This is a genomic window from Halalkalibacter nanhaiisediminis (assembly GCF_007830185.1).
In the GTDB taxonomy this organism is placed as follows: Bacteria; Bacillota; Bacilli; order Bacillales; family Bacillaceae_D; genus Halalkalibacter; species Halalkalibacter nanhaiisediminis.
On record NZ_VLKZ01000009.1, the window covers coordinates 39,328 to 64,238 of the forward strand.

General features: G+C 39.2%; 21 protein-coding genes. 3 read left to right on the forward strand and 18 right to left on the reverse strand.

What is annotated here, in order from left to right:
* Positions 1 to 20: 20 nt before the first annotated feature.
* The 7 genes from IQ10_RS14730 to IQ10_RS14760 all read right to left on the reverse strand — a co-directional run bounded on the left by IQ10_RS14730 (position 21) and on the right by IQ10_RS14760 (position 7,349).
* Positions 21 to 374, reverse strand: coding sequence for a transposase (locus IQ10_RS14730; RefSeq protein ID WP_144451263.1), 354 nt, complete (start codon positions 372 to 374; stop codon positions 21 to 23).
* Between the two features lie 154 nt (positions 375 to 528).
* Positions 529 to 1,893: a serine hydrolase domain-containing protein gene (locus tag IQ10_RS14735; RefSeq protein ID WP_144451264.1), complete on the reverse strand. Its 1,365-nt coding sequence runs from the start codon at positions 1,891 to 1,893 to the stop codon at positions 529 to 531.
* Positions 1,894 to 2,192: 299 nt separating this feature from the next.
* On the reverse strand, positions 2,193 to 3,557 hold the full coding sequence (locus IQ10_RS14740) for an MATE family efflux transporter (RefSeq protein ID WP_144451265.1): 1,365 nt from the start codon (positions 3,555 to 3,557) through the stop codon (positions 2,193 to 2,195).
* Between the two features lie 103 nt (positions 3,558 to 3,660).
* The gene (locus IQ10_RS14745) at positions 3,661 to 5,385 is read right to left on the reverse strand and encodes a putative bifunctional diguanylate cyclase/phosphodiesterase (protein ID WP_158640055.1); all 1,725 of its coding nucleotides are present in this window, start codon (positions 5,383 to 5,385) and stop codon (positions 3,661 to 3,663) included.
* Between the two features lie 236 nt (positions 5,386 to 5,621).
* Entirely contained in the window at positions 5,622 to 5,957 is a 336-nt protein-coding gene (locus IQ10_RS14750) for a hypothetical protein (protein ID WP_144451267.1), read from the reverse strand.
* A gap of 163 nt (positions 5,958 to 6,120) precedes the next feature.
* The gene (locus IQ10_RS14755; protein WP_144451268.1) at positions 6,121 to 6,534 is read right to left on the reverse strand and encodes a thiol-disulfide oxidoreductase DCC family protein; all 414 of its coding nucleotides are present in this window, start codon (positions 6,532 to 6,534) and stop codon (positions 6,121 to 6,123) included.
* Positions 6,535 to 6,593: 59 nt separating this feature from the next.
* The gene (locus IQ10_RS14760; RefSeq protein ID WP_144451269.1) at positions 6,594 to 7,349 is read right to left on the reverse strand and encodes a YkgJ family cysteine cluster protein; all 756 of its coding nucleotides are present in this window, start codon (positions 7,347 to 7,349) and stop codon (positions 6,594 to 6,596) included.
* A 196-nt stretch (positions 7,350 to 7,545) separates the two neighbouring features.
* Here IQ10_RS14760 and glcT point away from each other — a divergent pair, with 196 nt between their 5' ends.
* From glcT to mreBH, 3 genes are all read left to right on the forward strand, one after another.
* The gene (gene glcT, locus IQ10_RS14765) at positions 7,546 to 8,376 is read left to right on the forward strand and encodes a glucose PTS transporter transcription antiterminator GlcT (RefSeq protein WP_277878042.1); all 831 of its coding nucleotides are present in this window, start codon (positions 7,546 to 7,548) and stop codon (positions 8,374 to 8,376) included.
* Positions 8,377 to 8,649: 273 nt separating this feature from the next.
* A complete protein-coding gene (ptsG, locus tag IQ10_RS14770) occupies positions 8,650 to 10,674 on the forward strand; it encodes a glucose-specific PTS transporter subunit IIBC (protein WP_144451270.1) in 2,025 nt (674 codons plus the stop codon).
* Between the two features lie 388 nt (positions 10,675 to 11,062).
* Positions 11,063 to 12,070, forward strand: coding sequence for a rod-share determining protein MreBH (gene mreBH / locus IQ10_RS14775; RefSeq protein ID WP_144451271.1), 1,008 nt, complete (start codon positions 11,063 to 11,065; stop codon positions 12,068 to 12,070).
* A gap of 48 nt (positions 12,071 to 12,118) precedes the next feature.
* Here the strand turns inward: mreBH and IQ10_RS14780 are convergent, their stop codons facing one another.
* From IQ10_RS14780 to IQ10_RS14830, 11 genes are all read right to left on the reverse strand, one after another.
* On the reverse strand, positions 12,119 to 14,065 hold the full coding sequence (locus tag IQ10_RS14780) for an AMP-binding protein (protein ID WP_437177694.1): 1,947 nt from the start codon (positions 14,063 to 14,065) through the stop codon (positions 12,119 to 12,121).
* A gap of 36 nt (positions 14,066 to 14,101) precedes the next feature.
* Positions 14,102 to 15,631 carry an acyl-CoA carboxylase subunit beta gene (locus tag IQ10_RS14785; protein WP_144451273.1) on the reverse strand — a complete coding sequence of 510 codons (1,530 nt, stop codon included), beginning with the start codon at positions 15,629 to 15,631 and terminating at the stop codon, positions 14,102 to 14,104.
* A 15-nt stretch (positions 15,632 to 15,646) separates the two neighbouring features.
* Positions 15,647 to 16,429, reverse strand: a complete 783-nt coding sequence (locus IQ10_RS14790; protein WP_144451274.1) for an enoyl-CoA hydratase — start codon at positions 16,427 to 16,429, stop codon at positions 15,647 to 15,649.
* A gap of 20 nt (positions 16,430 to 16,449) precedes the next feature.
* Entirely contained in the window at positions 16,450 to 17,361 is a 912-nt protein-coding gene (locus IQ10_RS14795) for a hydroxymethylglutaryl-CoA lyase (RefSeq protein ID WP_144451275.1), read from the reverse strand.
* A gap of 24 nt (positions 17,362 to 17,385) precedes the next feature.
* The gene (locus IQ10_RS14800) at positions 17,386 to 17,598 is read right to left on the reverse strand and encodes an acetyl-CoA carboxylase biotin carboxyl carrier protein subunit (RefSeq protein WP_144451276.1); all 213 of its coding nucleotides are present in this window, start codon (positions 17,596 to 17,598) and stop codon (positions 17,386 to 17,388) included.
* Between the two features lie 17 nt (positions 17,599 to 17,615).
* Positions 17,616 to 18,968 carry an acetyl-CoA carboxylase biotin carboxylase subunit gene (locus IQ10_RS14805; RefSeq protein ID WP_144451277.1) on the reverse strand — a complete coding sequence of 451 codons (1,353 nt, stop codon included), beginning with the start codon at positions 18,966 to 18,968 and terminating at the stop codon, positions 17,616 to 17,618.
* Positions 18,969 to 18,988: 20 nt separating this feature from the next.
* Complete coding sequence (locus IQ10_RS14810; protein WP_144451278.1) at positions 18,989 to 19,423, reverse strand: MaoC/PaaZ C-terminal domain-containing protein; 435 nt, start codon at positions 19,421 to 19,423, stop codon at positions 18,989 to 18,991.
* A 268-nt stretch (positions 19,424 to 19,691) separates the two neighbouring features.
* Positions 19,692 to 21,467, reverse strand: coding sequence for a sigma-54 interaction domain-containing protein (locus tag IQ10_RS14815; RefSeq protein ID WP_242009852.1), 1,776 nt, complete (start codon positions 21,465 to 21,467; stop codon positions 19,692 to 19,694).
* A gap of 210 nt (positions 21,468 to 21,677) precedes the next feature.
* The gene (locus IQ10_RS14820; RefSeq protein WP_144451279.1) at positions 21,678 to 22,466 is read right to left on the reverse strand and encodes a carbon-nitrogen family hydrolase; all 789 of its coding nucleotides are present in this window, start codon (positions 22,464 to 22,466) and stop codon (positions 21,678 to 21,680) included.
* 12 nt (positions 22,467 to 22,478) lie between these two features.
* Positions 22,479 to 23,228 carry a DUF3658 domain-containing protein gene (locus IQ10_RS14825; protein WP_144451280.1) on the reverse strand — a complete coding sequence of 250 codons (750 nt, stop codon included), beginning with the start codon at positions 23,226 to 23,228 and terminating at the stop codon, positions 22,479 to 22,481.
* Between the two features lie 168 nt (positions 23,229 to 23,396).
* Positions 23,397 to 24,794, reverse strand: coding sequence for a Glu/Leu/Phe/Val family dehydrogenase (locus IQ10_RS14830; RefSeq protein ID WP_144451281.1), 1,398 nt, complete (start codon positions 24,792 to 24,794; stop codon positions 23,397 to 23,399).
* Positions 24,795 to 24,911: the final 117 nt, after the last annotated feature.

Below are 24,911 nucleotides of genomic sequence, written 5' to 3' on the forward strand. Positions count from 1 at the left end.
ATACCCTTTCCATTATATGTTTAATCATCTTGTAATGTTTTCAAAATGGGTACCCTTTTTTGAAAACACAACTCCTTTTCGATCTCCAAATACTTTTTTAAGATTTCATTCTCCCGCTTTAAGTGATTCATTTGGCGTTCTTTTTTCTCTTCATCACTTGAACGGTCAGGTCCATGCCCATATGAATATTGTTTTCCTATCGGTTGGTCGAATCGATGGACTTGATTTTCAAGATACCATTTCATCCACGTTTTGATTTGAGACACATTTTTAATCCCATACTTCTCCATGATTTCTTGATTCGTAAACTGACCACTCATCTTATCTTTAACTACTGCCCATTTAACCTCAGTTGAATATACGTTCTTGCCCATGCAAAAACACCTCCGAATTAGTACGTTGTTTAAGTGTACCATTTCGAAGGTGTTTTATAGTGTCTCATTAATTTAGGTTAGTCTACACGCAAGAAAGCGTTCCAAGCTTTTTTTATTTAAATGATACAGCAATTCATTGGTTTAATAAATGCTTTTAATTCACAATTCGCTCAATGTCTCTTCCGATTGATCCTAGGTTTCTGTTTGCATGATTACTTAATAGAATCAGCGTATTACCTTGAGCTTCATTTCGTCTAATATAACTCGTGAAACCAGTTGTTGAACCTGCCAATTGAGTGATTAGACCACTAGAGGTAGGAAATACTTGCCATCCATACCCCCATGAACCATAATGTGGACGTAACATTTTATTAGTCGTTTCTTTTGATAAGAGCTGCTCCGTATGAAGAGCTTGGTCTAATCGATACAAATCTTCAGCGGAAGAATACAATCCCCCTGACGCTCCTCTTAACGAAAAGTCTCTAGTAACTTCAACCAATCTATTATGTTGAATGTTATATCCTCTTGCCCGACTAGCAAGAGATGTGCTAGCAATATCAAACCCTGAATGTTCCATATCGATCACAGAGAAAATATTTTTGTTCACATATTGCTCGTATGGTAGTCCAGAGACTTTCTCAATGATCTTGCCTAATAGCATGTAGCCCGCATTACTATAACGTTGGCTAGTTCCTGGTTGGTAAATTAACTTGATATCCTTGAAATCTCCTGTTTTTTCCCAAGGAAAGCCTGCTGTATGTGTTAATAATTGCTGTATCGTCACTTGTTTTGCATACGGCAGATGAGGATAAAAACGATCGACTGTATCAGTAAGCTTTAATTTATTTTGCTCTTCTAGTTGTAAAATAGAGATACCCGTTAGCCCTTTTGTAATGGAAGCAATGGCAAACTTAGTATCTGGCGTATTCATCCGCCCTGCTTGTTGGTCTGCAAATCCATATCCGTCCGCAAAGAGTAAATCATTGTCTTTCGCAACTAAAGCAACACCATTAAATTGTTTCGTTTGTTCTAACCTATCTAGAAATTGTTCGGCTATCCTTGATTTAATATCAAGAGATGCACCACTGTTCATTAAGATAATGTCTTTCGTTGTCCCTAACCATATGACCTGATAATTAAGTAATTGGGCTGTTTCTCGCATTGGGATCATAGTTCTATTTTTAATCATAAGAGGCTTAGCTTGGAGAGGGTGAACAATACCATTATGTATATAAAACGATGTATTAAATGAATAGGCCAACCTTTCATTATTCCCTAAGCAAGTTGCTTCTTTGTTTGATTGATTCCATTGAACCTTGTAACCCAATGACGTACACAAGCTTCTAAATTCAATATATGTTACCCCTTTTTCAATAGTCGGGGCGACATTAAACGTAAGCTTTTTCGTATCTAAAAAGACAGCAGGGGTAGAAGATGCAGAAGCGTGTCCTTCGAATAATGACAAAAAAAAGAAAAAGAAAAATAACATAAAACTCGCTAGCTTTTTAACGTTCCTCACCTCATAAAATCTCAAATGATCTTTTTATAGTTTAACGATGTAAAAATACTCGTTTTCTAAAAGACAATATACCATTTATTCTCCAAAAAATCATCGTTCTCATTCATAATTAGTTCCTTAGCATTACCATTCTTTTTCTTTTTTTGAAGCAAGAATTTCGAAACATTATATCTTCTTAAGTATATGCATAACCTTTTTTCATGATGTAGAAAAAGCAAATAACAGCCACCATCACCTTAACCAAAAATGTTTAAAGGCGCTCCTACTTAGGGTAGAAGCGCCTTTATATAAACAGTTTTCTAAGAAGGGACGACCTGTCCTCGTTCAACCCTCTTTTGAATGACATATAATCTCCACAATAATGCCGTTGCCCCTACAGCAAGCCCTGTTATTAGGCCAATCCAATAACCAAACGGACCGAATTCTGTATAGTTCGCAAGGATATATCCCGTTGGCAGACCAATAAACCAGAATGAGATAAGTGCTAATATAAATGGGATATTTACGTCCTTATGTCCACGTAATATTCCTTGAATCGGTGTCGCAATCGCATCTGAAAGCTGAAAGAAAATCGAGTAGATCAAGAAATGCTGAATCAGCATCGCCACCACAGGGTCAACCGTATACAACCTTGAAACTGGCTCACGTAGAACAAAGATAATCAGCCCTGCAACAAGTCCCATCATTATCGCAATGGTCATCCCAAGATAGCTATACTGTTTTGCATCCTTGATTCTCTTAGCTCCAACCTCATAGCCAACGACAATCGTCAACGTGAAAGCCATACTAAGCGGAAGCATATACAAAAAGGAAGCAAAATTAATCGCAGCCTGATGAGCGGCAATTGTCGCTGTATCAAATGTACTCATTAACAATGTAACAGCTGCAAAGATACTCGTTTCGAAAAAAATCGTGAAACCAATTGGCAACCCTAACAAAAGAATTTCTTTCCATTTTGAAAAAGAAATTTTAAAAAACGTTGTAAAGATACGGTACTCAGCAAAAGGCTGTACTCGAACAACGTAATAAATCGTTATAAAGAAAATCAACCAATACGTAATCGCCGAAGCATAACCAGCGCCTATCCCACCAAGACGCGGAAAACCAAAAGCGCCGAAAATAAGAACATAATTAAAGAAAATATTTATCGGTAGAGCAAGTAGTGTAATAATCATCGTTACTTTCGTTTGACCTAAGGAATCAATAAAGCATCTAAGAGCAGTGTGCATAAAAAGTGGTAATATCCCGAACCCCAATCCAACTAAATAATGAAAGGCTATTCTTTCCACCTCTGCCTCAAGTGACATCAATGATAAAATTGGGTTTAACACAAAAGCACCAATGACGATAATCACAAATGACATGACAACAGATAAATAGGCTCCTTGCTGGACCGAAAAGGGGACATCTTCTCTTCTACCTGCCCCAATGCTTTGAGACAAGATCGGTGTTAACGCAAGCAGAACACCGCTTAACCCTGTATATATTGGAACCCAAAGGCTTGAGCCAATCGCTACACCTGCTAAGTCCTCAGCTCCTGCTTGTCCTGACATTGTTGTATCAAAGAAATTCATTGCATACAGTCCTAGCTGTGTGACTAATATTGGCATCATCATCACGAGAAACAGACGTACTTTCTCTTGAAGTGTATGTGTCAGCTTCATCTAATCCCTCCTAGCAGCATGAGCTAAATTATTATATCACGAGTATAAGAACTTAACAGATATTTCAATTCATCATCCAAAAGAAAAAAGCCATAACACGATGTTAGGCTTTTAAAAACAGGTCAAATGGTACCTTTCCTTCTGCATAATCTTTTAAATAGGTGGTCATTTTAGTTGCTGGAAGTGGTTTAGACAAATAATATCCTTGAATTTCATCACAACCTTTTTCCTTCAAGAAAAGGAGCTGTTCCTTCGTTTCAACAGCTTCACCAACAACACGTAAATTTAATGCATGTGCGAGATAAATCGTTGCGTTCACGATCGCTTGATGTTGTGAGTCCTTTTCAAGCTCACGAATAAACATTTGATCAATCTTCAGGGTATTGACTGGAAAATCTTTTAAATAAGCAAGAGAAGAATAGCCTGTCCCAAAGTCATCTACAGATATTTCAATACCTATTGCCCGTAGCTGTTCAAGAATGGAAATGACGAGCTTTGCATCGTTCACACTAACAGTCTCGGTGATTTCTAGATTTAATAAAGAAGGAGGCAATCCCGTTTCTTTTAATGTATTGGATATTAAATCCGCAAGATCATGCTGAAGGAACTGCTTAGCTGATAAATTAACTCCGATTTTAATTGGTTCATAGCCAGCATCAATCCACATTTTCCCCATTTGGCATGCCGTTTTCAAGACCCATTCCCCGATTTGCATAATCAAATTCGATTCTTCCGCAATATCTAAGAAAACATTTGGCGATACAATGCCAAGCTTTGGATGATTCCAGCGAATAAGCGCTTCTACCCCAACAACTCTTCCTGATTCAACTTCTATTTGCGGTTGGTAGTAGAGTTCGAACTCATCATAATCCAACGCTTTATTCAAATAACTTTCCAACTCAAAACGTTTCATTGCATCTTCATTCATACTAAATTCGTAAAAGACAGCTTGATTTTTCCCTTTACGTTTGGCAACATACATCGCTGCGTCAGCATTACGAATGATATCCTCAAGCGACTCACCATCATTCGGATAAATCGCAATACCAATACTTGCTTTTATATAGACTTCAAATCCGTCGATCATATACGGCTTCTTAAAGATCTTTTGAACTCTTTTTGTAAGCATCTGAAGGACATCATGATCTTTCACCGCTGGAAGAAATAATAGAAACTCATCGCCACCCATTCGACAAACAAAATAGTCAGGAAATGCTGCTTTTAAATCTTTACTAATATCTTGTAATAGCTTATCTCCTGTTCGATGCCCTAAGCTATCGTTAATATATTTAAAATCATCAAGATCAAAGTAAATGATCGAATACCCATCTTCTACGGATTTTTCTAATTTAGATAAGTATCCTTCTAAGAAATAACGATTATACAAACCTGTAAGGGAATCACGAATCGCAACTGATTGTAGTTCTAATGCATAATTCAAGAACCTCGTCACCGTTTTTAGCGAATGCATCTGTACAGATGATAGCGTGCTATCTATTGGAATAAGAACAGTCAAAGTACCAAATAACTCTTCCTCTGCAAAATACAATGGCTTACAAATAATCTGCCTATTATTACGAAAGCCTTCTACGCATCGTTCTTCACAAATCACCCTTGAATCAGTCCAATTAATTAATGAAGAGGCATACTCGTTTTCAAACAAGTCATCGACTGTTGAGTATTGAATTTTGTTATGATCGTCTAGGCCATATAAAAAGCTAAAACCATTACCTTCTCTTTTGGTTATATAAATCTTGGAGGAATCTATCATCCCACCTAACAATTCCAATATATCATGGGATACTGAACGAAAAGTCATTTTCGTCATTCCTCTCACCTCTATGTCAAAACTCTGTTGTATTTTCGATAGGTTCATGGTAGCAATCGATCAAAGCTACCTAATACAAATATCGATATTCTTCATACTGAACTTGAACACGTTTCTTTACATTTTATAGTATTATAGAAGAATAGCGGTCTTCAACCATTTCTCTCAAAACCTATAGCTCTATCTATCGAAAGACAACTAACCCCCTAAGACTTAAAATGCTTAGGGGGCTGTTACTATTCGTTTTTAGATGGTTCCGTTTCTAAATTTTCCTGTTCTTCATACCAATTGTCTAACACCTTAGCATCTAGCACTCTGCCTTCTAAAAAAGATGCTTGCTTATCAAGGAATAAGCCCTTCCATTCCACATTCAAATCTTCGGCAATTTTCACTACTGTTAAAAGCTCTTGCCAAGCAACATAACGCTTATACCAAAAAAACTGTGGCTGTTCCGTCATATATGGGTAAAGATCATCAAACTCTGTATGCTTACAGTCTACTGTTCTCTCAAATTGACGTTTTGCTTCTGTTAATCGTCCTTCAAAATAAGTGTCTATTTTTTTCTGTTCCATCTGTAATCCCTCCCAAAATCTATCAAATCACAAATCAAACTGGTAAAAGTGAAATTACGTTACCTTATGCCACATGTTCACATGTCAGACTAGCAATCTTACCTTATTACCATCATAACACGACAATTGCCTAAGCTAAACGAAAAAAACTTAGAAAATTCTGTTACTCTAAAAAACGACTTTTTTCATCTACTGTTGGTAGTCGGCATGTCTCGCGTTTTCCAAACCAACGATAACGATTTTTAGCAAAATGCTTATACCCTTTATTTCGCCATTTGGTTGGAATGACTCGAAATATCCTCATCCACCGTAAGTACCAAGGAAGGACACGAGCAACTTCAAAAACAGCATCCGAATAAAGATAAACCCGCCCGTCAATAAGCACAATGACAGAGTCTACATTTTCTGGAATATCAAAGTCCGCAACAAGCCGTTGTCCTTCTTTTGACTGCAATGAAGCAAACAAAAACCACTGCTTTCGTTCATACCTCAACATAAAATCAACCAAGTGATTGCATACATTGCATTCTCCATCAAATAGTAATATTGGTCGCTGATGAGTGTGTAACTGCTTCAAGCAAAAACACTCCCTTCGATTACTGTCTACATTTATTTTATAGAGGAAACACGCTTTTTTTATTTCATCATCCTATCTAATTCTTCTTTTAAAAGAATAGGTAAATAATTCACATCTGCTGCATCCGCTGGATAGGAGAACCCTAGATCAGAATCGTTTACGACTTCTAGAATCTCTTGAATCACCTCATCCATTCCTTGAACATAGAACGGATGCATAAATTCATAGCTTAGTGCTTCTTTCGGCAATCGTTCTTCTTTACATACAAGTGGGTCCGCATAATTAACATACGTCCGACACGGAATTGGTCGAACCTCATAGGCCATACATGTATTTGTCTTCATATCGAGCATAATACAAGGTAACTCCATTTTTTTATACGTATCCTTAAATGTTGGATTAGACTTAAAATCAAGTCCTCTTAGCTGCTCAAGCTCAGTATTATGCTGTTGTAAATAAGTAGCAATATGCTCTGTAATACTTTGTCGTCTCTCATCAGGTAGACGTTTAATGAACATTAGTATGAGCTTCACTTCAAGACGCGTCACAACAATTGGAAAATAACAGCAATGGGCACAACCAAGCGCACAAGTCGGCTTTAAGCTCATTTCCTGCTCAATTGTATTGATTTCCGTACTCACTTGAGAAAGAAGCTTCTCAAATGCTTCCATCAGTACTGTTTCTACATGCTTGCCTTCACTAGTATCTAACACCTCATCGACCTTATCGAAAAAAGGTGTTTCGTAATCATATTTACGACTATTTATCTTGGTTACGACCTTTATCATGTCGTTATATTCTAAATGATTTTGCAATCTAGACAACTCCTTACATTCATTCAAGTTACATAGTAGAGGAATTTTTGTAAAAAAGCGACTCTTTTTCTGAAAAGAATATGACAAAGCCTAGTATTTCACGGTTTTTCAATTGACGACCTCATCATTTATCGCTATGATGAGAGCTACAAAAACATTCGACCATAACGAGCATTTATATGGGAGGAGGAACGCTTTGTTAACTGTCAAAAAAGTATTAAACAATAATGTTCTAATCGCAGACCACCCAGAATACGCAGAAGTTGTCTTAATCGGTAAGGGACTGGGTTTCGGAAAGAAACCAGGCGAACAGGTAGCTGGGGAAATTGCGGAGAAATTCTTTGTCCTAAAGGAAGCCAAAGAGCAGGAGCAATACAAACAACTGCTTGATTATGTCGATGAAAGCTTCATTGGATTAATGAATGATATTGTCGAAATCGTAGAAGAACGGTTTAAAGTTCGCCTGCATGAGCATATCCATATCGCTTTAACAGATCATCTTTTTTATGCGATAAAACGAGTGAAGCAAGGTCTCGATATTAAGAATCCATTTCTTCCAGAGACTGAACTTGCTTATCCAAAAGAATTTACTGTGGCAGCCGAGATCATTGAATATATTAGTAATGAATTAAATATCGCCATTCCTGAAGGTGAAATTGGTTTTGTCGCATTGCATATTCATAGCGCTCTCACACGTCGTTCCCTGCAAGAGGTGAATCGTCATACTCGCTTAATTAGTGAACTAGTACAAGTCATTGAAGACTCCTTACAGCTAAAAATTGATCGTAAGGATGTCAATTATTTGCGTCTAATCAGACATCTTCATCATGTGATCGAACGTATTAATAATGGGCAATATATGGATAATCAAGATTCTTTAAAAAAAGTATTGCAATCTGAATATCCTGTGTGCTACAATCTGTCTTGGAAATTGATTAAAATTATGCAACAGGCATTAAAGAAAGCGGTTCCAGATGCAGAAGCCGTTTACTTAACTTTGCATCTTCAACGTTTATCAAAACAATAAGTTTGCTATCATTTTCTTTTACCGTGTGACTGGTTATGCAGGCATGAGAGGAAAGGAAGCGATCGCACGTATGATGATGGGTTTGAGTCTACTCTTCCCCTTTCTATGTGCTATCCTTCTATCCACTCATGTCTTTTTTGTTGCATAAATCAAGCAGAGAGCTCCTGCTGTAAGGCTAGTTTTCTAAAAAAGAGCATGCAAATCGAGGATTACAGCCTATATCAATTTCTTAATATTCCCAAAAAATAATTAATTTATGAAGGAGGAACACATATGTTTAAACAATCGTTTGGTGTCTTACAACGTGTAGGTAAAGCTCTTATGCTCCCTGTAGCCTTGTTACCAGCTGCTGGTATTCTTTTAGCTTTAGGAGATGCCTTCCAAAACCCAGACATCACATCAAATCTCCCTTTTCTTGAAGCAACTTGGGTCGTGATGCTTGCGAGTATTATGCAAAGTGCTGGCGCCATTGTTTTTGCAAATCTACCATTACTATTTGCTGTTGGGGTGGCAATCGGTCTCTCTAACGGAGACGGGGTAGCTGGACTAGCTGCACTTATCGGATTTATGATCATGAATGTGACAATGGGAGTTACGGGTGGTATTACAGCTGATATGATTGGCCCTGATAACCCTGGTTATGCAATGGTACTCGGTATCCCTACATTAGGTACAGGTGTTTTTGGAGGGGTTATCGCCGGGTTACTCGGTGCTTATACGTATAAAAAATATTTTAATATCGAGTTGCCTTCTTACCTTGGATTCTTTGCAGGTAAGCGCTTTGTTCCAATTGCAACTGCTTTTTTCGCTCTTTTCTTAGGGGTTATTCTTCATTTCGTTTGGCCTACTGTTCAGATTGGAATGAATAGTTTATCGTATCTCTTAGTTGATTCAAACAGAACACTTGCTGCTTTTATATTCGGGGTTATTGAACGTGCTTTAATTCCATTTGGCCTTCACCATATTTTCTATTCACCATTCTGGTTTGAATTCGGGCAATATACGAATGCAGCTGGTCAATTAGTACGTGGTGACCAACAAATTTTCTTTGCACAAATTCGAGATGGTGCTGAATTAACTGCTGGTACGTTCATGACTGGTAAATTCCCATTCATGATGTTCGGTCTTCCAGCAGCTGCGCTTGCGATTTACCATTGCGCACGTCCAGAACATAAGAAAGTTGTTGCAGGTATCATGGGTTCTGCAGCATTAACATCTTTCTTAACTGGTATTACAGAACCACTTGAATTTAGTTTCTTATTTGTTGCACCTGTACTATTTGCGATTCACACAATCTTTGCTGGTCTTTCATTTATGATTATGGACATGCTTAATGTAAAAATCGGAATGACCTTCTCTGGTGGTGTTATCGATTTCTTACTCTACGGTGTATTACCAGGTAGAACAGATTGGTGGCTTGTCATTCCAGTCGGTCTTGCTTTTGCTGTGATTTATTACTTCGGTTTCCGTTTTGCGATTACGAAGTTTAACTTAATGACTCCAGGTCGTGAAGAAAAAACAGAAGATGAAGAAACTGTATCTACTACTTCTACATCTGAACTACCTTACGAAGTATTAAAAGCACTTGGTGGTCAAGAAAACTTAACAAACCTTGATGCATGTATCACTCGCCTTCGTGTTAGCGTGAAAGATGCGAATAAAGTTGAAAAAGATACATTAAAGAAACTCGGCGCTTCAGGTGTTATGCAAATGGGCGAAAACATCCAAGCGATCTTTGGTCCTCGTTCGGATCAAATTAAATCCCAAATTCAAGATATCATTGATGGACGTACACCTGTTCAAACAGAAGCTGCTGTCACTAATGAAGCTGTTGCAGGTGATGTATCATTTATCGCTCCGTTAGAAGGAAAGTTATTACCATTATCAGAAGTACCAGATCAAGTTTTCTCAGGAAAAATGATGGGTGATGGCTTTGCAATTGAGCCAACGAAGGGAAGCGTAAAATCTCCTGTATCAGGTACAATCGTTAATTTATTTCCAACGAAGCACGCAATTGGCTTGTTGACTGAAAACGGAAAAGAAGTACTCATTCATGTAGGTCTTGATACTGTTAATTTAAAAGGTGAAGGTTTTGAGACTCTTGTTGAACAAGGAGATACAGTGAAGCAAGGACAAGAACTCCTTCGCTTTGATCTAAATTTCATTAAAGAGAATGCAACCTCGACTATTACGCCAATTATCTTTACGAATTTAGCAGAAGGAGAATTTATTCAGCTTCATGATAAAGAAAATGTAAGCATTGGCGAAGCTGATATCGTCTCTATCCAACAAAAATAATTTACATTCCATGTTTTAAGTAAAGTATTAGAGGGTAACCATTATTATAAGGACGCAGATGGCATGTTCCCCAACACCACCTAGCGACTTACATGATGATCATTCATCATTGTTACCTTCCCCTTACTATGCGAAGCGCCTGACCATTGTCGGGTGCTTCGTTTTTTAAAAAGAAATTTGGCTCACCCTCTTTTTTCACGAGGCGAAAGACCTAGTCGTGGCATTTATTAGTAAATCCCTCTTATAAATTCGGACAAATGTTATATAATCTCGAAATTTGTCTCATATTCTTACATAGAAGATAAGTGTTCCGTCACTATGATTCAACGCTTATGACTGATAAAATGACAACCTATATAGGCAATGACTAAATAAAGTTGGTGATATTATGTGGACAAATGCTGAAATTGGAATTGATTTAGGAACAGCTAATTTACTTGTATATAGTAAAGGAAAAGGAATTATTTTAAACGAGCCGTCTGTTGTAGCCATTAACACTCAAACAAACGAAGTACTTGCTGTTGGAGCAGAAGCAAAAAGTATGGTCGGAAAAACGCCAGCGAACATCGTTGCTGTTCGCCCACTTCGCGACGGGGTGATTGCTGATTTTGATATGACGGCAAGCATGCTAAAAGTCATTATGAGAAAAGCAAGCAAAAAGCTAGGTTTATCCCTTAGAAAACCAAATGTCGTAGTATGTGCACCTTCTGGCTCGACTTCTGTTGAACGACGTGCGATTCTTGACGCAGTCAAGAGCTGCGGTGCTAAGAATGTTCATGTCATTGAAGAACCTGTTGCTGCAGCTATTGGCGCAGATCTCCCTGTTGACGAGCCTGTTGCAAATGTTGTGGTCGATATTGGCGGTGGAACAACAGAAGTAGCGATTATCTCTTTCGGAGGCGTCGTCTCGTGTAATTCTGTACGTGTCGGTGGAGATAAATTTGATGAAAGTATCATTCAATATGTTCGTAAATCCTATAATGTACTAATTGGAGAAAGAACTGCTGAACAAATCAAAATGGAGATCGGTTATGCCCCAATCGAACACCAGGAGTTAACAATGGACGTGCGCGGACGTGATCTCGTAAACGGCCTACCAAAAACGGTTACATTAAGTTCAAAAGAAATTCAGCACGCATTAAACGAACATATGTTACAGCTTCTTGAGTCAATCCGTTCTACTCTTGAAGACTGCCCTCCTGAATTAAGCGGTGATATTGTTGATCGCGGCGTTATGCTTACAGGTGGTGGAGCACTCTTAAACGGCATTCAAGAGTGGCTTGCAGAAGAAATATCTGTTCCTGTGCATGTTGCTCCAACTCCTCTCGAATCGGTTGCAATCGGGACAGGACGCTCATTAAAATTTATCGATAAGCTTCAAAAAGCAACGATGTAAATAATCAAAAGCTCGTCACCTGACGTAAGTCAAGGGCGAGCTTTTGTATTACGATCTTTCTCCAAGCTGTTTAATGATCTCAACCACCTGTGGATTTTCAAGTGAGGAAAGATCACCAGCATCTTTTCCTAAATAAGCAGCACGAATAGCCCGTCTCATCACCTTGGCATTTCGTGTTTTAGGCAAATCTGGTACGAAATGAATCGCTTTTGGTTTAAGCGCCTTCCCCATTTTTTCAGCGACTAAATCGAGTAATTCAAGCTGTAACCGCTCTGTCTCTTCCACACCTGTATTAAGTACAGCAAAGCAAACAGCCGCTTCTCCCTTCACTTCATCAGGAATCCCAATTGTCCCCGCTTCAATGACATCCGGATGACTAACTAGAATCGATTCAATCTCAGCTGGGCCTAATCGTTTACCTGCGACATTTAAAATATCATCAGATCGCCCCGTAATCGTCCAGTACCCTTCATCATCCTTCATGACCCAATCCCCATGTACCCAAACATTTTCAAAACGACTCCAATATGCTTCTTCATAACGTTCAGGCTCACCCCAAAAGCCATCCGTCATCCCCACCCAAGGCTTCGTTATGACCAGTTCACCGACTTCATTTGTAACAGGCTTTCCTTCCTCATTAAAAACATGAACCTCCATACCAGGAAGTGGAGAATTAAACGTAATGGGTCCAATTGGACGGATTAAAACATTTCCCAGAATCCCTCCTGATATCTCTGTTCCCCCTGAATAATTAAAAATCGGAATATGAGAATGCCCGACTTTTTCAAACAACCATGTCCATGGCTCAGGATTCCAAGGCTCACCTGTTGAAGCAATGACACGTAAGGTGCTGAGATCATATTGATTCGACCACGATTCACCATGTTTCATCGAAGCACGTACTAATGTGGGTGAAATGCCAAGATGTGTGACCTGATGAGTTTCAACGATCTTCCAAAGTCGACCCGGGTCGGGGAAATCAGGTGTTCCTTCATAGAGAAGAATCGTTGCCCCGTTTACTAATCCTCCATACACGAGAAACGGCCCCATCATCCAACCCATATCCGTGTACCAAAATAAGCAATCTCCTTTTTTTACATCCATCCCAATTCCCGCATCAAAAGCCGACTTTAAAGGAAATCCTGAATGAGTATGGACAGCTCCTTTTGGTCGACCCGTCGTGCCTGATGTATAAATAAGCATAAGAGGATCTGAGCTATTTAGTGACTCAGTCTCACATAATGGCTCTGCTTTTGCTACATCAACCCAATCGATATCCCTATCCTTTTTCCACGGAATGTCTGACTGCAAGCGGCGGTAGACAACGACTTTTTTAATTGACGGTGACATTGCCACGGCCTTATCTGCTTCTTCTTTCATTGAAACAGGCCGACCGCGTCTATAAAAGCCATCTGCTGTGATCAACATTTTTGCTTCGGCAGCATTTAATCGTGTCGCAACAGCATCAGCCCCGTACCCAGAAAACACTGGCGAGTAAATGGCACCAATTTTCGCTACAGCAAGCATACTTATCACCGTTTCAGCAACCATTGGCATGTATATCGCGACGATATCACCTTTTTGAATCCCTTGTTCTTTTAATCCATTAGCCACACGATTAATTTGCTCATTCAACTGTGAATAACTATACGTGAGCGTCTGACCATCTTCACCTTCCCAAATGAGAGCTGCATGATCTTTCATTTGCTCATCATCTGCCCATTTTCCAACAGAATTATAAGCAGCATTTAACTTTCCACCGATATACCACTTTGGCCATTTGATCCCCTTATCTAAATCTAATGTTCTTGTATAAGGCTCATCCCAATGAATACCTAATACTTTCTCGGCCTCCTGCCAAAACCAAGACACATCATTTGTTGCTGCTTGTAGGAAGGCATCATAATCGTCATAACCTAATTGCTTCATCCAACGGTACAGACGAGTCGATTTCACTAATTCTGGAGTTGGGCTCCAGGCTATCTTCGTCTTCATCATATCTCCTCCTTTCATTGCAAAAAATCATTCAACTTAAACTGGATACACAGGATGCTTACGTTCCGTAAACAAGACATATTTTGATTGATACGCATCCAAGCGTCTGATTAATTCATTTCTTAAATCATTCGGTTGAATTATGCCATCAACCACCATCTGAGAAGCTAGACGGTAAATATCAATATTTTCTTTGTACTCTTCACGCTTTTGAGCGATGAAATCTGCACGCTCCTCTTCAGGAAGCTCTGCGATTTTATTCGCATACACAGCATTTACGGCTGCTTCTGGGCCCATAACAGCAATTTGAGCATTAGGAAACGCAAGGCAGCAGTCTGGTTCAAATGCAGGACCTGCCATCGCATATAAACCTGCCCCGTAAGCCTTACGAACAATGATCGAAATTTTCGGAACGGTCGCTTCACTCATTGCTGAAATCATTTTAGCGCCGTGACGAATAATTCCTGCACGCTCCACTTTTGTACCGATCATAAACCCAGGAATATCTGCTAAAAATAAAACGGGGATATTATACGCATCACAAAGGTTAATGAATTTTGCTGCTTTATCAGCCGAATCATGGAACAGCACGCCACCTTTCATCCGCGGCTGGTTGGCAATAATTCCAATTGGCTTGCCTTCAATTCGGGAAAGACCTGTGATTAACTCTTGTGCAAATAATTTTTTCACTTCAAAGAACGAGCCTTCATCAACCACTCGATGAATTAAATCAAGCATATTGAATGGTGCATTTTGATTAGCGGGAATAATGTCTTCAATGCTTTTTTCAAATTCTTTTGCGGCAATTGGTTGATGGACTGGTGGTAGTTGCGCGAAATTAGCTGGGAAAAATGCTAAATATGTACGCGCCATTTCAATCGCTTCTTGCTCTGTTTTGGCTAAGACATCTCCGCAGCCCGATACCGAGCAATGCATCTTTGCTCCCCCCATTTCTTCAAGGGAGACCTTTTCACCAATGACCATTTCTGCCATACGTGGAGATCCTAAATACATTGAGGCATTGCCATCAACCATGATGACAATATCGCAAAAAGCTGGTATGTACGCACCACCAGCGGCGGATGGTCCAAAAAGAAGACAAACTTGTGGTACTCGACCTGATAGCTTCACTTGATTATAAAAAATTCGACCTGCTCCGCGGCGACCAGGAAACATCTCAATTTGATCTGTGATACGTGCCCCAGCTGAATCAACGAGATACAGCATCGGCACATTTAATTTCTCTGCTGTTTCTTGAATGCGAATAATTTTCTCAACCGTACGAGCTCCCCAAGATCCTGCTTTGACTGTTGAATCATTTGCCATCACACAAACCGTCTGACCGTTTATTTTTCCAATCCCAGTGACCACTCCATCTGCTGGCAAACCTGTTGCCATACAATTTGCAAAAAAGGCTTCCTCGATGTTTAAATCGTCATCAAAAAGCTGCTCAAGTCGCTCGCGAACAAACATCTTCCCTTTCGCTGCATTAGCCTCATGGTATTTCTCTGAACCACCTTTCTTTATTTCTTCCACTCTCTCTTGTAGTTGTTTTCCTAAAGACATCACGATCAGCCTCCTTTATTCTCCTTTATAATTCGGTTTTCTTTTTTCTCTAAAGGCAGTTAGGCCCTCGATTCGATCCTTTGTCGGGATCAGCACTTCATACGCTTTTTGTTCAAGTGCCAGTCCTGTATGGAGATCGACTTCCAATCCATTATTGATTGCATATTTTGCTTGCTGCATGGCAAGTGGTCCATTTCCGACCATTTCTAAAGCAAGCTTCTGCGCCTTATCTAGCAAGCGCTCAATCGGAACCATATACTCAACTAAGCCAATTCGCTCAGCTTCTAAGGCATTTATTCGACGAGCAGTATAAATTAATTCCTTCGCTTTCCCTGCTCCAATTAATCTTGGTAAACGTTGTGTCCCTCCTGCTCCTGGGATGATCGCAAGCGAGGTCTCCGTTAAACCGAGTAGAGCATTCGTTTGAGCTATACGAATATCACAAGCAAGCGCAAGCTCCAATCCACCACCAAATGCACTACCATTAAGGGCACAAATAACAGGCTGAGGTAAATTCTCGACATCATTTACATTACTGCGGATAAGAGCAACAGTACGTCTTACTTGCTGTTCATCCATCGTTGCTCTTTCCTTTAAATCTGCACCAGCACAAAAGACACTTGCACCAGCCGCCGTTAAAATGACGACACTCACTTCTTTGTTAAATTTAATGTCATGGAGAATTTCGTGAAAGTCATAAAGCATTTGCAAGGAGAAGGCGTTGGCAGCTTCTGGTCGATTAAGGGTGATCGTCGCAATTCTGTGCTCACTAACCTCTACATTCACTAGTTTATTCATAACCGTTTGTCGACCTCCTTTTACACGTGTTCACAACTGCTTAAAAACGCTTGCAAATTATGGCTTGGCAATGACTTTTCCAATTTGGTAGCGATCATTTTGGACGCTTTTAGTAACTTTCTCAGAAGAACACCAGTCTCAATTCCCATACCATTTAGCATATAGATTAAGTCCTCTGTTGCTGCATTTCCTGAGGCTCCAGGAGCATACGGACAGCCACCTAATCCTCCTACTGCCCCGTCAAACGTCGTCACTCCCATTTCAAGAGCAGCAACGACATTTGCAAGCGCAGTCCCTCTCGTATCATGGAAATGCATCGCAAGCTTCTCCTTTGGAAAATAATGCAATAGACGATCAAGAACCAGCTGAACTTGGAGGGGATTCGCCACCCCAATTGTGTCGCCAAGAGATAGTTCATCAATTCCCATTTCAAACAAACGCTCCGCTACTCTAATGACCTCCTCGATATCCACTTGCCCTTCATATGGACAGCCAAATACGGTAGAAATATATCCTCTCGTCGTCATCTTTTCCTGCTTTGCCCCTTCAACGACTTCTTTTAATATAGGAAAAGTCTCTACAATGCTTTTGTTGATATTTTTTTGGTTATGCGTCTCACTCGCAGACATAAAGATAGAAGCTTCATCAATCTTTGCTGCACATGCACGCTCTAATCCTTTTACATTCGGAATGAGCGCAGCATAAGTCACTCCTGTCTTACGCTCAATTCCAGTCGCCACTTCAACAGCATCTTTTAGCTGCGGTATCCATTTCGGATGAACAAATGATGTGATTTCAATATAAGAGAGACCTGTGTCTGACAATTGATTAATCCATGCAATTTTATCTGCTGTTTCAATTACTATTTTTTCATTTTGCAGCCCATCTCTTGGCCCAACCTCTCTAACATTCACACTTTTCGGAAAATTCATTAGCTACCTCCTCTTTTTCCGTTCTTACTCCAAGATGATTAACACTTCATCCTCATCAACAAAATCTCCTTCCTGCTTCTTCACTTCCTTCACCGTACCACCCTCTTCCGCAACGACTGGAATCTCCATCTTCATTGATTCTAAAATCGCTACATCTTGGCCTTCCTCAACTGTATCCCCTTCTTTCACCAACAATTTCCAAAGGTTACCTGCCATCATTGTTTTGACTTCACTCATCTCAATTCCTCCTCCTTTTATTTGGTTGCTTTGCTTCTTAAATGCTCTTGGACAAAGTTAGTTGTGTGCTCCCCACTTTGAAAAACAGGATGCTTAGCCACTTCGATTAACATCGGAATATTTGTTTTAATCCCTTCTACATGATAAGACTCTAATGATTCTATTAGACGTTCAATCGCCTCATTCCTGTCTACTCCAGAAATAACGAGCTTAGCAATCATCGGATCATAAAATGGAGTAACAACCGAGCCTGCATGTACAGCCGTTTCATTTCGAACATATGGAAAAACAGGCGTTTCATAAACTGTGATTTTTCCTGGTGATGGGAAGAATGTCAACGGATCCTCCGCATAGATTCTCACTTCAATCGCATGCCCTTCTCTCTTCACCTCATCTTGTGTAAAGGAGAGTGCTTCACCAGCTGCCACGCGTAACTGCTGCTCCACTAAATCCAAGCCTGTAATTTCTTCTGTTACAGGGTGTTCGACTTGCAAGCGTGTATTCATTTCAAGGAAATAAAATGCGTGATTCTCATCCACAAGAAATTCAATCGTTCCAGCATTCGTATAGCCAATCGATTTTGCAGCCTTTACAGCAGCTTCTCCCATGATCTTGCGAGTCTGTTCATCAATAAACGGCGACGGCGCTTCTTCTACTACTTTTTGATGACGGCGCTGAACGGAACAATCACGCTCCCAAAGATAAACCGTATTCCCTTTGTGATCTGCTAATATTTGAATCTCAATATGACGAGGATTCACCACGAATTTCTCAATAAACATCGCTCCGTCACCAAAAAAGTCCTGCGCACGCTTCTGATTACCAGCAAATGCTTTTTGTAATTCTTCATCATTATGAACGACTTGCATCCCGATGCCTCCGCCTCCAGCTGAAGCCTTCAGCATCACAGGATAGCCAATCTCATTTGCTACCAAGACTGCTTCACCCTCGTCAGCTAAAGGTCGTGTGACACCTGGAACAACAGGAACTCCAGCCTCCTCCATAGCATGACGCGCCGCTATCTTGCTTCCCATTTTGCCAATCACTTCAGGCTTTGGTCCAATAAAAGTGATCCCTACTTCTTCACAACTCCTTGCAAATGGTTCATTTTCAGAAAGCAGACCATAGCCAGGATGAATCGCATCTACACCTGAAGAAATAGCTACTTCTAAAATTTTCTCTACATTTAAATAGCTTTCATTCACACGAGGCTTCCCGATTACATAAGCTTGATCTGCCATCCGTACATGTGGTGCCTCAGCATCAGCCTCTGAATAAACGGCAACCGTTTTTATACCAAGACGCTGACACGTTCGTATAATTCGAAGAGCAATTTCACCACGGTTAGCAATTAATACTTTTTTAAACATTTCATCACCTCATTTAAGTTTTACCCTCTTCTATTCACCAGCATCTTCATTTCAAATATAACGACCGTTTCATTTGTTTGTTTTTTTACCTCTGTTAAGACCGTCACGATACCTTGAGAAGAGCCTTTTTCCTGAAGGTCAATCACTTTTCCATGTACATGAATGGTATCTCCTATGAAGGTGGGCTTCGTAAACCTTACACGCTCCATCCCATAAAAGGCTGCGACAATATTAGGTTCTAACTTTAATAATCCTGTTGTAATAGATAAGACTAGCATGCCATGAGCGATTCGTTGTTTAAACTGTGTTTCCTTTGCATACTCTTTATCACTATGAAGTGGAAACCAATCTCCACTAAGACCAGAAAACATGACTAAATCAGCTTCTGTTATCGTTCTTCCTTTTGATTCCCAAGTATCATCCGTCTGATAATTCTCAAAATACTTATCAAACATGTTATCCCTCTCCTTTTAGTAGATTGTTCAAAATAGAAAACGCTTACAAAATTTTAAAAGCCCTTCTTAATTAAGTTATATGCAAGACTTATGCCATACAGTAAAAATAAGTAAAATATTAAGCTAGCTCAGTTTTTATTGCTAGAGCTTTTAAGAGATGATTGATTTACAACTTCTAATTTCGCATATTTGAAACACTTTTTTGTAGCACTTATGCGACATGCTTCATCTGTGCAACAACCTAGTAATGGGATCATGATGATGGTTTTTAATCTGGGATGATATCGATATCTTCTATTTGATATTTTTCTATTTTTCGATAGAGACTTGCTCGATGGATTTCTAAGAGGTCAGCTGCTTTTACCTTATTTCCGTTCGTTCTTTTCAAAGCTTTAATAATGATTTGTCTTTCTGCTTGTTCAATGTTTTGTTGGAGGCAATAATGTAATTCTTCTTCATCTGTCGCATAAGCATAATCATGACTCGTTTGAGGATTTATTTCTACATTATTTAATTTTCTTAAATAGAGAGGAAGATGTTCCATTTTTATCGTGTTACTTTCACTCACTGTGTTCATAGCGCGTTCCAGAACATTTTCTAATTCTCTAATATTTCCTGGCCAGCTATGTCTTTTAAAAATGTTAATGACTTGATCATCTAAAATGCTTACGGACGCTCTTAATTCTTTATTAAACTTATCAATGAAAAAATAGGCTAACTGAAGACTATCAGCTTCCCTTTCTCGTAAAGGAGGAATTTCCATTGTGACAACATTTAAGCGGTAAAACAAATCTTCTCTAAACTCGCCCTTTTTCACCATTTTCCATAAATTTTGATTGGTTGCTGCAATAAAGCGAACGTCAATTTCATTTACTTTTGCTCCACCGACTCTTTGTATCTCTCTTTCTTGAATAACGCGAAGAATCTTAGCCTGCATTTCTAGCGGCATATCCCCTATTTCATCAAGAAACAGTGTGCCTTTATTCGCCATTTCAACCTTTCCAAGCTTTCCTCCTTTTTTTGCACCAGTGAAAGCACCACTTTCGTATCCAAAGAGCTCTGCTTCTAATATGTCTTTAGGAATGGCGGCACAATTTAAACGAATGAACGGTCCCGATGAACGGGTGCTTGAATCATGGATGGCATGGGCAAACAGTTCTTTTCCTGTTCCACTTTCTCCTGTAATCAATACCGTCGAACGACTTTTAGCAATTTGCATAGCAAAGCCTTTTAATTCTTTAATGGTTTGACTATTACCAATAATATTTTCAAAACCATATTTAGCTCCTTGAATACGTTTCAATTCATTCTGATAGTATTCAACTCGACTTTCCATGAGATTTAATTGCTTGGCGATCTCCTTTAACTCTTGGACATCATGGAATAAAATTTTGCCAATAACCCCTTTAACCTTTCCATCTTGAAAAATCGGCATTCGCGTCACAACAGCATCTTGTCCCTTAACACGGAAGGTATAACCAACTTCAAGCTTACCTGATTGTAATACATCAGGGATTCTTGTATTTTTTATGACTTCTGTACAATGTTTGCCAATTGCTTCAATTGGATTATCAATTTCCATGAAATCTGCATAAGAATCACTCATCATTGTAATAAATCCTTTTTCATTCACGGCAACAATACAATCAAATAACAAATTATGAGCATTATCATATTCATCGAATAATTTTTGGGAGATATCTTCTTTTGCAAAAATCTGATCCCCATATCCTAACTCCATACATTCAGCAACTGCGCCAACAATCTTCTTATTTTGATAAATCGGTGACTGATTCATCATGATAATAGAGTTACCGACTTTAATCTGCTTTTTCAGTCTGGTATGGCCATCTTCAATGACAAGATGAAGTTCAGCTTTAGGTAAAGTGGTATCTATCTTTTTTCCTTTTACAGTATTCTCTTTTAATTGAAATAGCCGATAAGCCGCCTCGTTAATAAAAACAACATCACTATTACAATTGATAATAACAATGCCGTTATACATGGAGTTAATTGAATCTAAAACAAAGTCACATTTTTCCATTAGGAGCCCCTTTCTTTATCTTTTCAAGGAGGTGTGTTATTTGATGAAAAAACAAAATTGTATTTTAAAATGAATGTCAATCCAGCTAATTCATGTGGATAATGTTCATACTTACTCTATTCGACACACTGGTTAGCACTCCTTTTTCCAATCATTTAAACTATCTTACATAACTAAAGACATTAGCCAAATCAGCCAATGTCTTTTCGTTTATTTATAAAGGTTTGGGCGTCTGCTCGAAAAGACAGGCACCTCTTTGCGAATTCGCTCTACCTCACTTAAGTTAAGCGTTGTAACAAGTGTTTCTTCTTGTTCAACCGACCCTTTTTCTAACACTTCACCCCATGGATCAATCACCATGGAGCTTCCTGCAAACTCAACTCCATCATGTGTGCCAACTCGATTACAGCTGACGATAAACACTTGATTTTCAATTGCGCGAGCTTGCTGTAAGACTTCCCAATGACCTTTTCTTGAAAGTGGCCACTCTGCGACAACAAAGACTACCTCTGCACCTTGTAAGGCTAGTGAACGGATTAATTCTGGAAACCTTAGATCGTAGCAAATAATCACGCCCATCTTTCGTCCATCTAGTTCAAAAACTTGCGCTGAATTTTTTCCACCTGTTAAATAAAGCGGCTCATCTAGCATCGGTACGAGGTGAACTTTGTCGTAAGTATATTCGGTCTGACCATTTTTATTCATGACAAAGGCACGGTTGTAAATCTCGTCTCCTTCTTTTACGGCCATCGAACCAGCAACGATATGAATGTGATGTTCCTTAGCTAGCTGCTGCAAAAATTGCTCCGTATTCTCTTGATCTGCTTCTAAAATTGTCGGTAAATCCTCCAACGTATAGGCTGTTGTCCACATTTCAGGTAACACGAGCAAATCTAATTGTTCTTGCTTTGTCACTTGTTCGACCCAATTCTTCACTCTCTTTCTATTTTCATTTGGCTGACCTGCCACTAAATCCATTTGGTAGACTGCTATTTTCATATATGTAGCACCTCATTTTATTTGTTGTACGTAAGTTTGCCTAATCCCTTTTTCTTCGCCTACGATCTCGATCATTCCTTTTTTCGCTAATTGATAAATTCTCCACACGAAAAAAAAGTAAGGTAAATGAGGCTCAGCTCCGTACATTTCCCCAATAACGACAGCCATCTTTACTGGCTCCGTTTCAGGAATATGTAGCATCATTTGCACGTCATAATGAGAATAATCGACAAATTGATAAACAAAGTCATCTTCTCTAATTCTAAGCTTATCACCTTGCTTTGATACCTCTTTCCACTTTTCACAATATTGATCATAGCTATCTTTTGAAAGAGGGACAGGTAAAAAAGATTGATCGACATTTTCAGGGATAAGCTCTCCAACAAGCAACGGTCCCCTAATTCGATTAAGCATCAATGCTTGTGACCACTGACCCAATGAATCAAGCAAACGTAAAAACGCCAGCTCATCAGCTGCTGTTTCACCAATCCAAAAGACAATTCTGTCATGGCCTTGGATCGCTTGATGTAATGTTGCTTCTGTTTGTTTAAAAGAGCTTCCCACACTTTTGATTTCAGTATCATTTGTTCTAATTTGATAGACTTCAGCCCATTTTCTTAAACGTTCCTCATCATTGATGAGATCACCTAACTGTAATTGTGGCTCGTACGTTACAATCTCTCCAACGAATGGCGTAAGCTTTTCCTTAAATGCTTGCTTCAACATTTGTTCTGCTGTATGTGAAAATACAATATGTAGCATAATCACTCATCTCCTTTAGCAAGAAAATCCTTGGTTATGCATAGAACATCTCAGTCACGCCTTACCTTCTTTCTATTGTTCATACTATTCAAATTATATCATTTTAGAAGACGTTATTCGTTTTCAAAAGAAAGAGGAAGGCTATTTTATCACACCCTCCTCTCCTCCTTAATACAATTTTCCGTGACGATATAGCAAGCTTGTTAATCGTTCAAGTGACAGAGTAAAGCATGTGAACCTCATCGTCTTTTCCACCGATGAAAAATAGACATCATAAACATGCTTTAATGTTTCAATCATTTGTGCAGACATATCCGCAAAAATATCATCTTCTGAATATAGCTCTGTCACACGGCTTTGCTTCCACTCTAGATAAGAAACAATAACCCCACCCGCATTAGCAAGAATATCTGGGATGACAATTGCTCCTTGCTCTTCAAAATACGTATCTGCCTCTTGTGAAATTGGGGCATTGGCTCCTTCTACTAAAATACGAGCTTGAATTTCTTTCATATTGTCACGGTGAATGACATCTTCAATCGCAGCAAGAATTAAGACATCGGTCTTTACAGTTAAGACATCTGTAGCTGGCATCACTTCTGCCTGAACCCCTGCTGCTTCAAGCTCATCATGATTTGCAGGCAAATCACGACCATTCGCTGTATACTTCACAAGCTTTTCAACATCAAGCCCCTTCTCATTGTAGAGAGTCGTAAATCGGTCAGAAACAGCAACAACCTTATGTTTAATGTTTTTATAACGATTTGCTTCAAGGGCTGCTATCGCCCCAACATTTCCGAACCCTTGAACCGCTACTGAAATATCTTTTCCTTGCTTGATTCTTTTCTTAAATGTATTTAATGTTTCCCACTGTTTTTTGCGACTAATTTTCTTTTCACCTGTCTGCTGATTCAACCACTCGTTTAAGAGCCAAGAATAACTTAAAAAGGTCCCTTTTCCCGTTGCTTCCCGACGCCCTCTCGCACCACCATTTTCCACACTTTTACCTGTAAACGAGTCGAGATACGCTTCTCCTGGATGAATCGTCTTATACTCGCCTACCATCCAATCAATCACCTTTTCGTTCGTTCCTAGATCAGGTGCTGGAATATCATGATTCGGTCCAATATCACGAGCAAAACGCTGCACATATTTTTTACTAATCAAATTAAGCTCACGATCTGAAAACTTACGCGGATCAACATGGACACCGCCTTTTGCTCCACCAAAAGGTAAACGGTGCAAGGCATTTTTCAAGGTCATTAAAATCGCTAAATTTTCAACTTCTTCTTCACTCACAAATTCACTAAAGCGAATACCACCTTTATAAAATCCACTAATATTATTATGCTGAACTCGGTAAGCTGGAATTCTCGCAATCCCGTTTTTCTCAGTCGATACGCGTATGTAGCTTTTAATAATTTTATCGGTCGTCTTTAAAATCTCCTTAGCTGACAAGCAAACTCTTCTTCTTTTCTCTTTATCTTCAATTCCAAGAAAGTCCGTCTTCTCCGCCAATTGCTCCATTACATTTTCAATCAACGCTCTCGTTTCTTTCTTTTCCATATTTGCGACCTCCTCTACCTTTTCTACTTACCCTCTAACCCGTTTACCCCTAAACAAAACATGAATAACACAAGCTAATAGAAAACCTAATAAAAGGGCTCTCGACAAAGAAAAAGG

Excerpts from the sequence above, each read along its gene's own strand:
- IQ10_RS14820 (WP_144451279.1), bottom strand. The coding sequence starts at position 22,466 with ATGAAAATAGCAGTCTACCAAATGGATTTAGTGGCAGGTCAGCCAAAT.
- IQ10_RS14830 (WP_144451281.1), bottom strand. The coding sequence starts at position 24,794 with ATGGAAAAGAAAGAAACGAGAGCGTTGATTGAAAATGTAATGGAGCAA.
- IQ10_RS14745 (WP_158640055.1), bottom strand. The coding sequence starts at position 5,385 with ATGACGAAAATGACTTTTCGTTCAGTATCCCATGATATATTGGAATTG.
- IQ10_RS14800 (WP_144451276.1), bottom strand. The coding sequence starts at position 17,598 with ATGAGTGAAGTCAAAACAATGATGGCAGGTAACCTTTGGAAATTGTTG.
- IQ10_RS14730 (WP_144451263.1), bottom strand. The coding sequence starts at position 374 with ATGGGCAAGAACGTATATTCAACTGAGGTTAAATGGGCAGTAGTTAAA.
- ptsG (WP_144451270.1), top strand. The coding sequence starts at position 8,650 with ATGTTTAAACAATCGTTTGGTGTCTTACAACGTGTAGGTAAAGCTCTT.
- IQ10_RS14780 (WP_437177694.1), bottom strand. The coding sequence starts at position 14,065 with ATGAAGACGAAGATAGCCTGGAGCCCAACTCCAGAATTAGTGAAATCG.
- IQ10_RS14810 (WP_144451278.1), bottom strand. The coding sequence starts at position 19,423 with ATGTTTGATAAGTATTTTGAGAATTATCAGACGGATGATACTTGGGAA.
- IQ10_RS14785 (WP_144451273.1), bottom strand. The coding sequence starts at position 15,631 with ATGTCTTTAGGAAAACAACTACAAGAGAGAGTGGAAGAAATAAAGAAA.
- IQ10_RS14805 (WP_144451277.1), bottom strand. The coding sequence starts at position 18,968 with ATGTTTAAAAAAGTATTAATTGCTAACCGTGGTGAAATTGCTCTTCGA.
- IQ10_RS14750 (WP_144451267.1), bottom strand. The coding sequence starts at position 5,957 with ATGGAACAGAAAAAAATAGACACTTATTTTGAAGGACGATTAACAGAA.
- mreBH (WP_144451271.1), top strand. The coding sequence starts at position 11,063 with ATGTGGACAAATGCTGAAATTGGAATTGATTTAGGAACAGCTAATTTA.
- IQ10_RS14795 (WP_144451275.1), bottom strand. The coding sequence starts at position 17,361 with ATGAATTTTCCGAAAAGTGTGAATGTTAGAGAGGTTGGGCCAAGAGAT.
- IQ10_RS14740 (WP_144451265.1), bottom strand. The coding sequence starts at position 3,557 with ATGAAGCTGACACATACACTTCAAGAGAAAGTACGTCTGTTTCTCGTG.
- IQ10_RS14790 (WP_144451274.1), bottom strand. The coding sequence starts at position 16,429 with ATGAATAAACTAGTGAATGTAGAGGTTAGTGAGCACAGAATTGCGACG.
- IQ10_RS14825 (WP_144451280.1), bottom strand. The coding sequence starts at position 23,228 with ATGCTACATATTGTATTTTCACATACAGCAGAACAAATGTTGAAGCAA.
- IQ10_RS14815 (WP_242009852.1), bottom strand. The coding sequence starts at position 21,467 with ATGGAAAAATGTGACTTTGTTTTAGATTCAATTAACTCCATGTATAAC.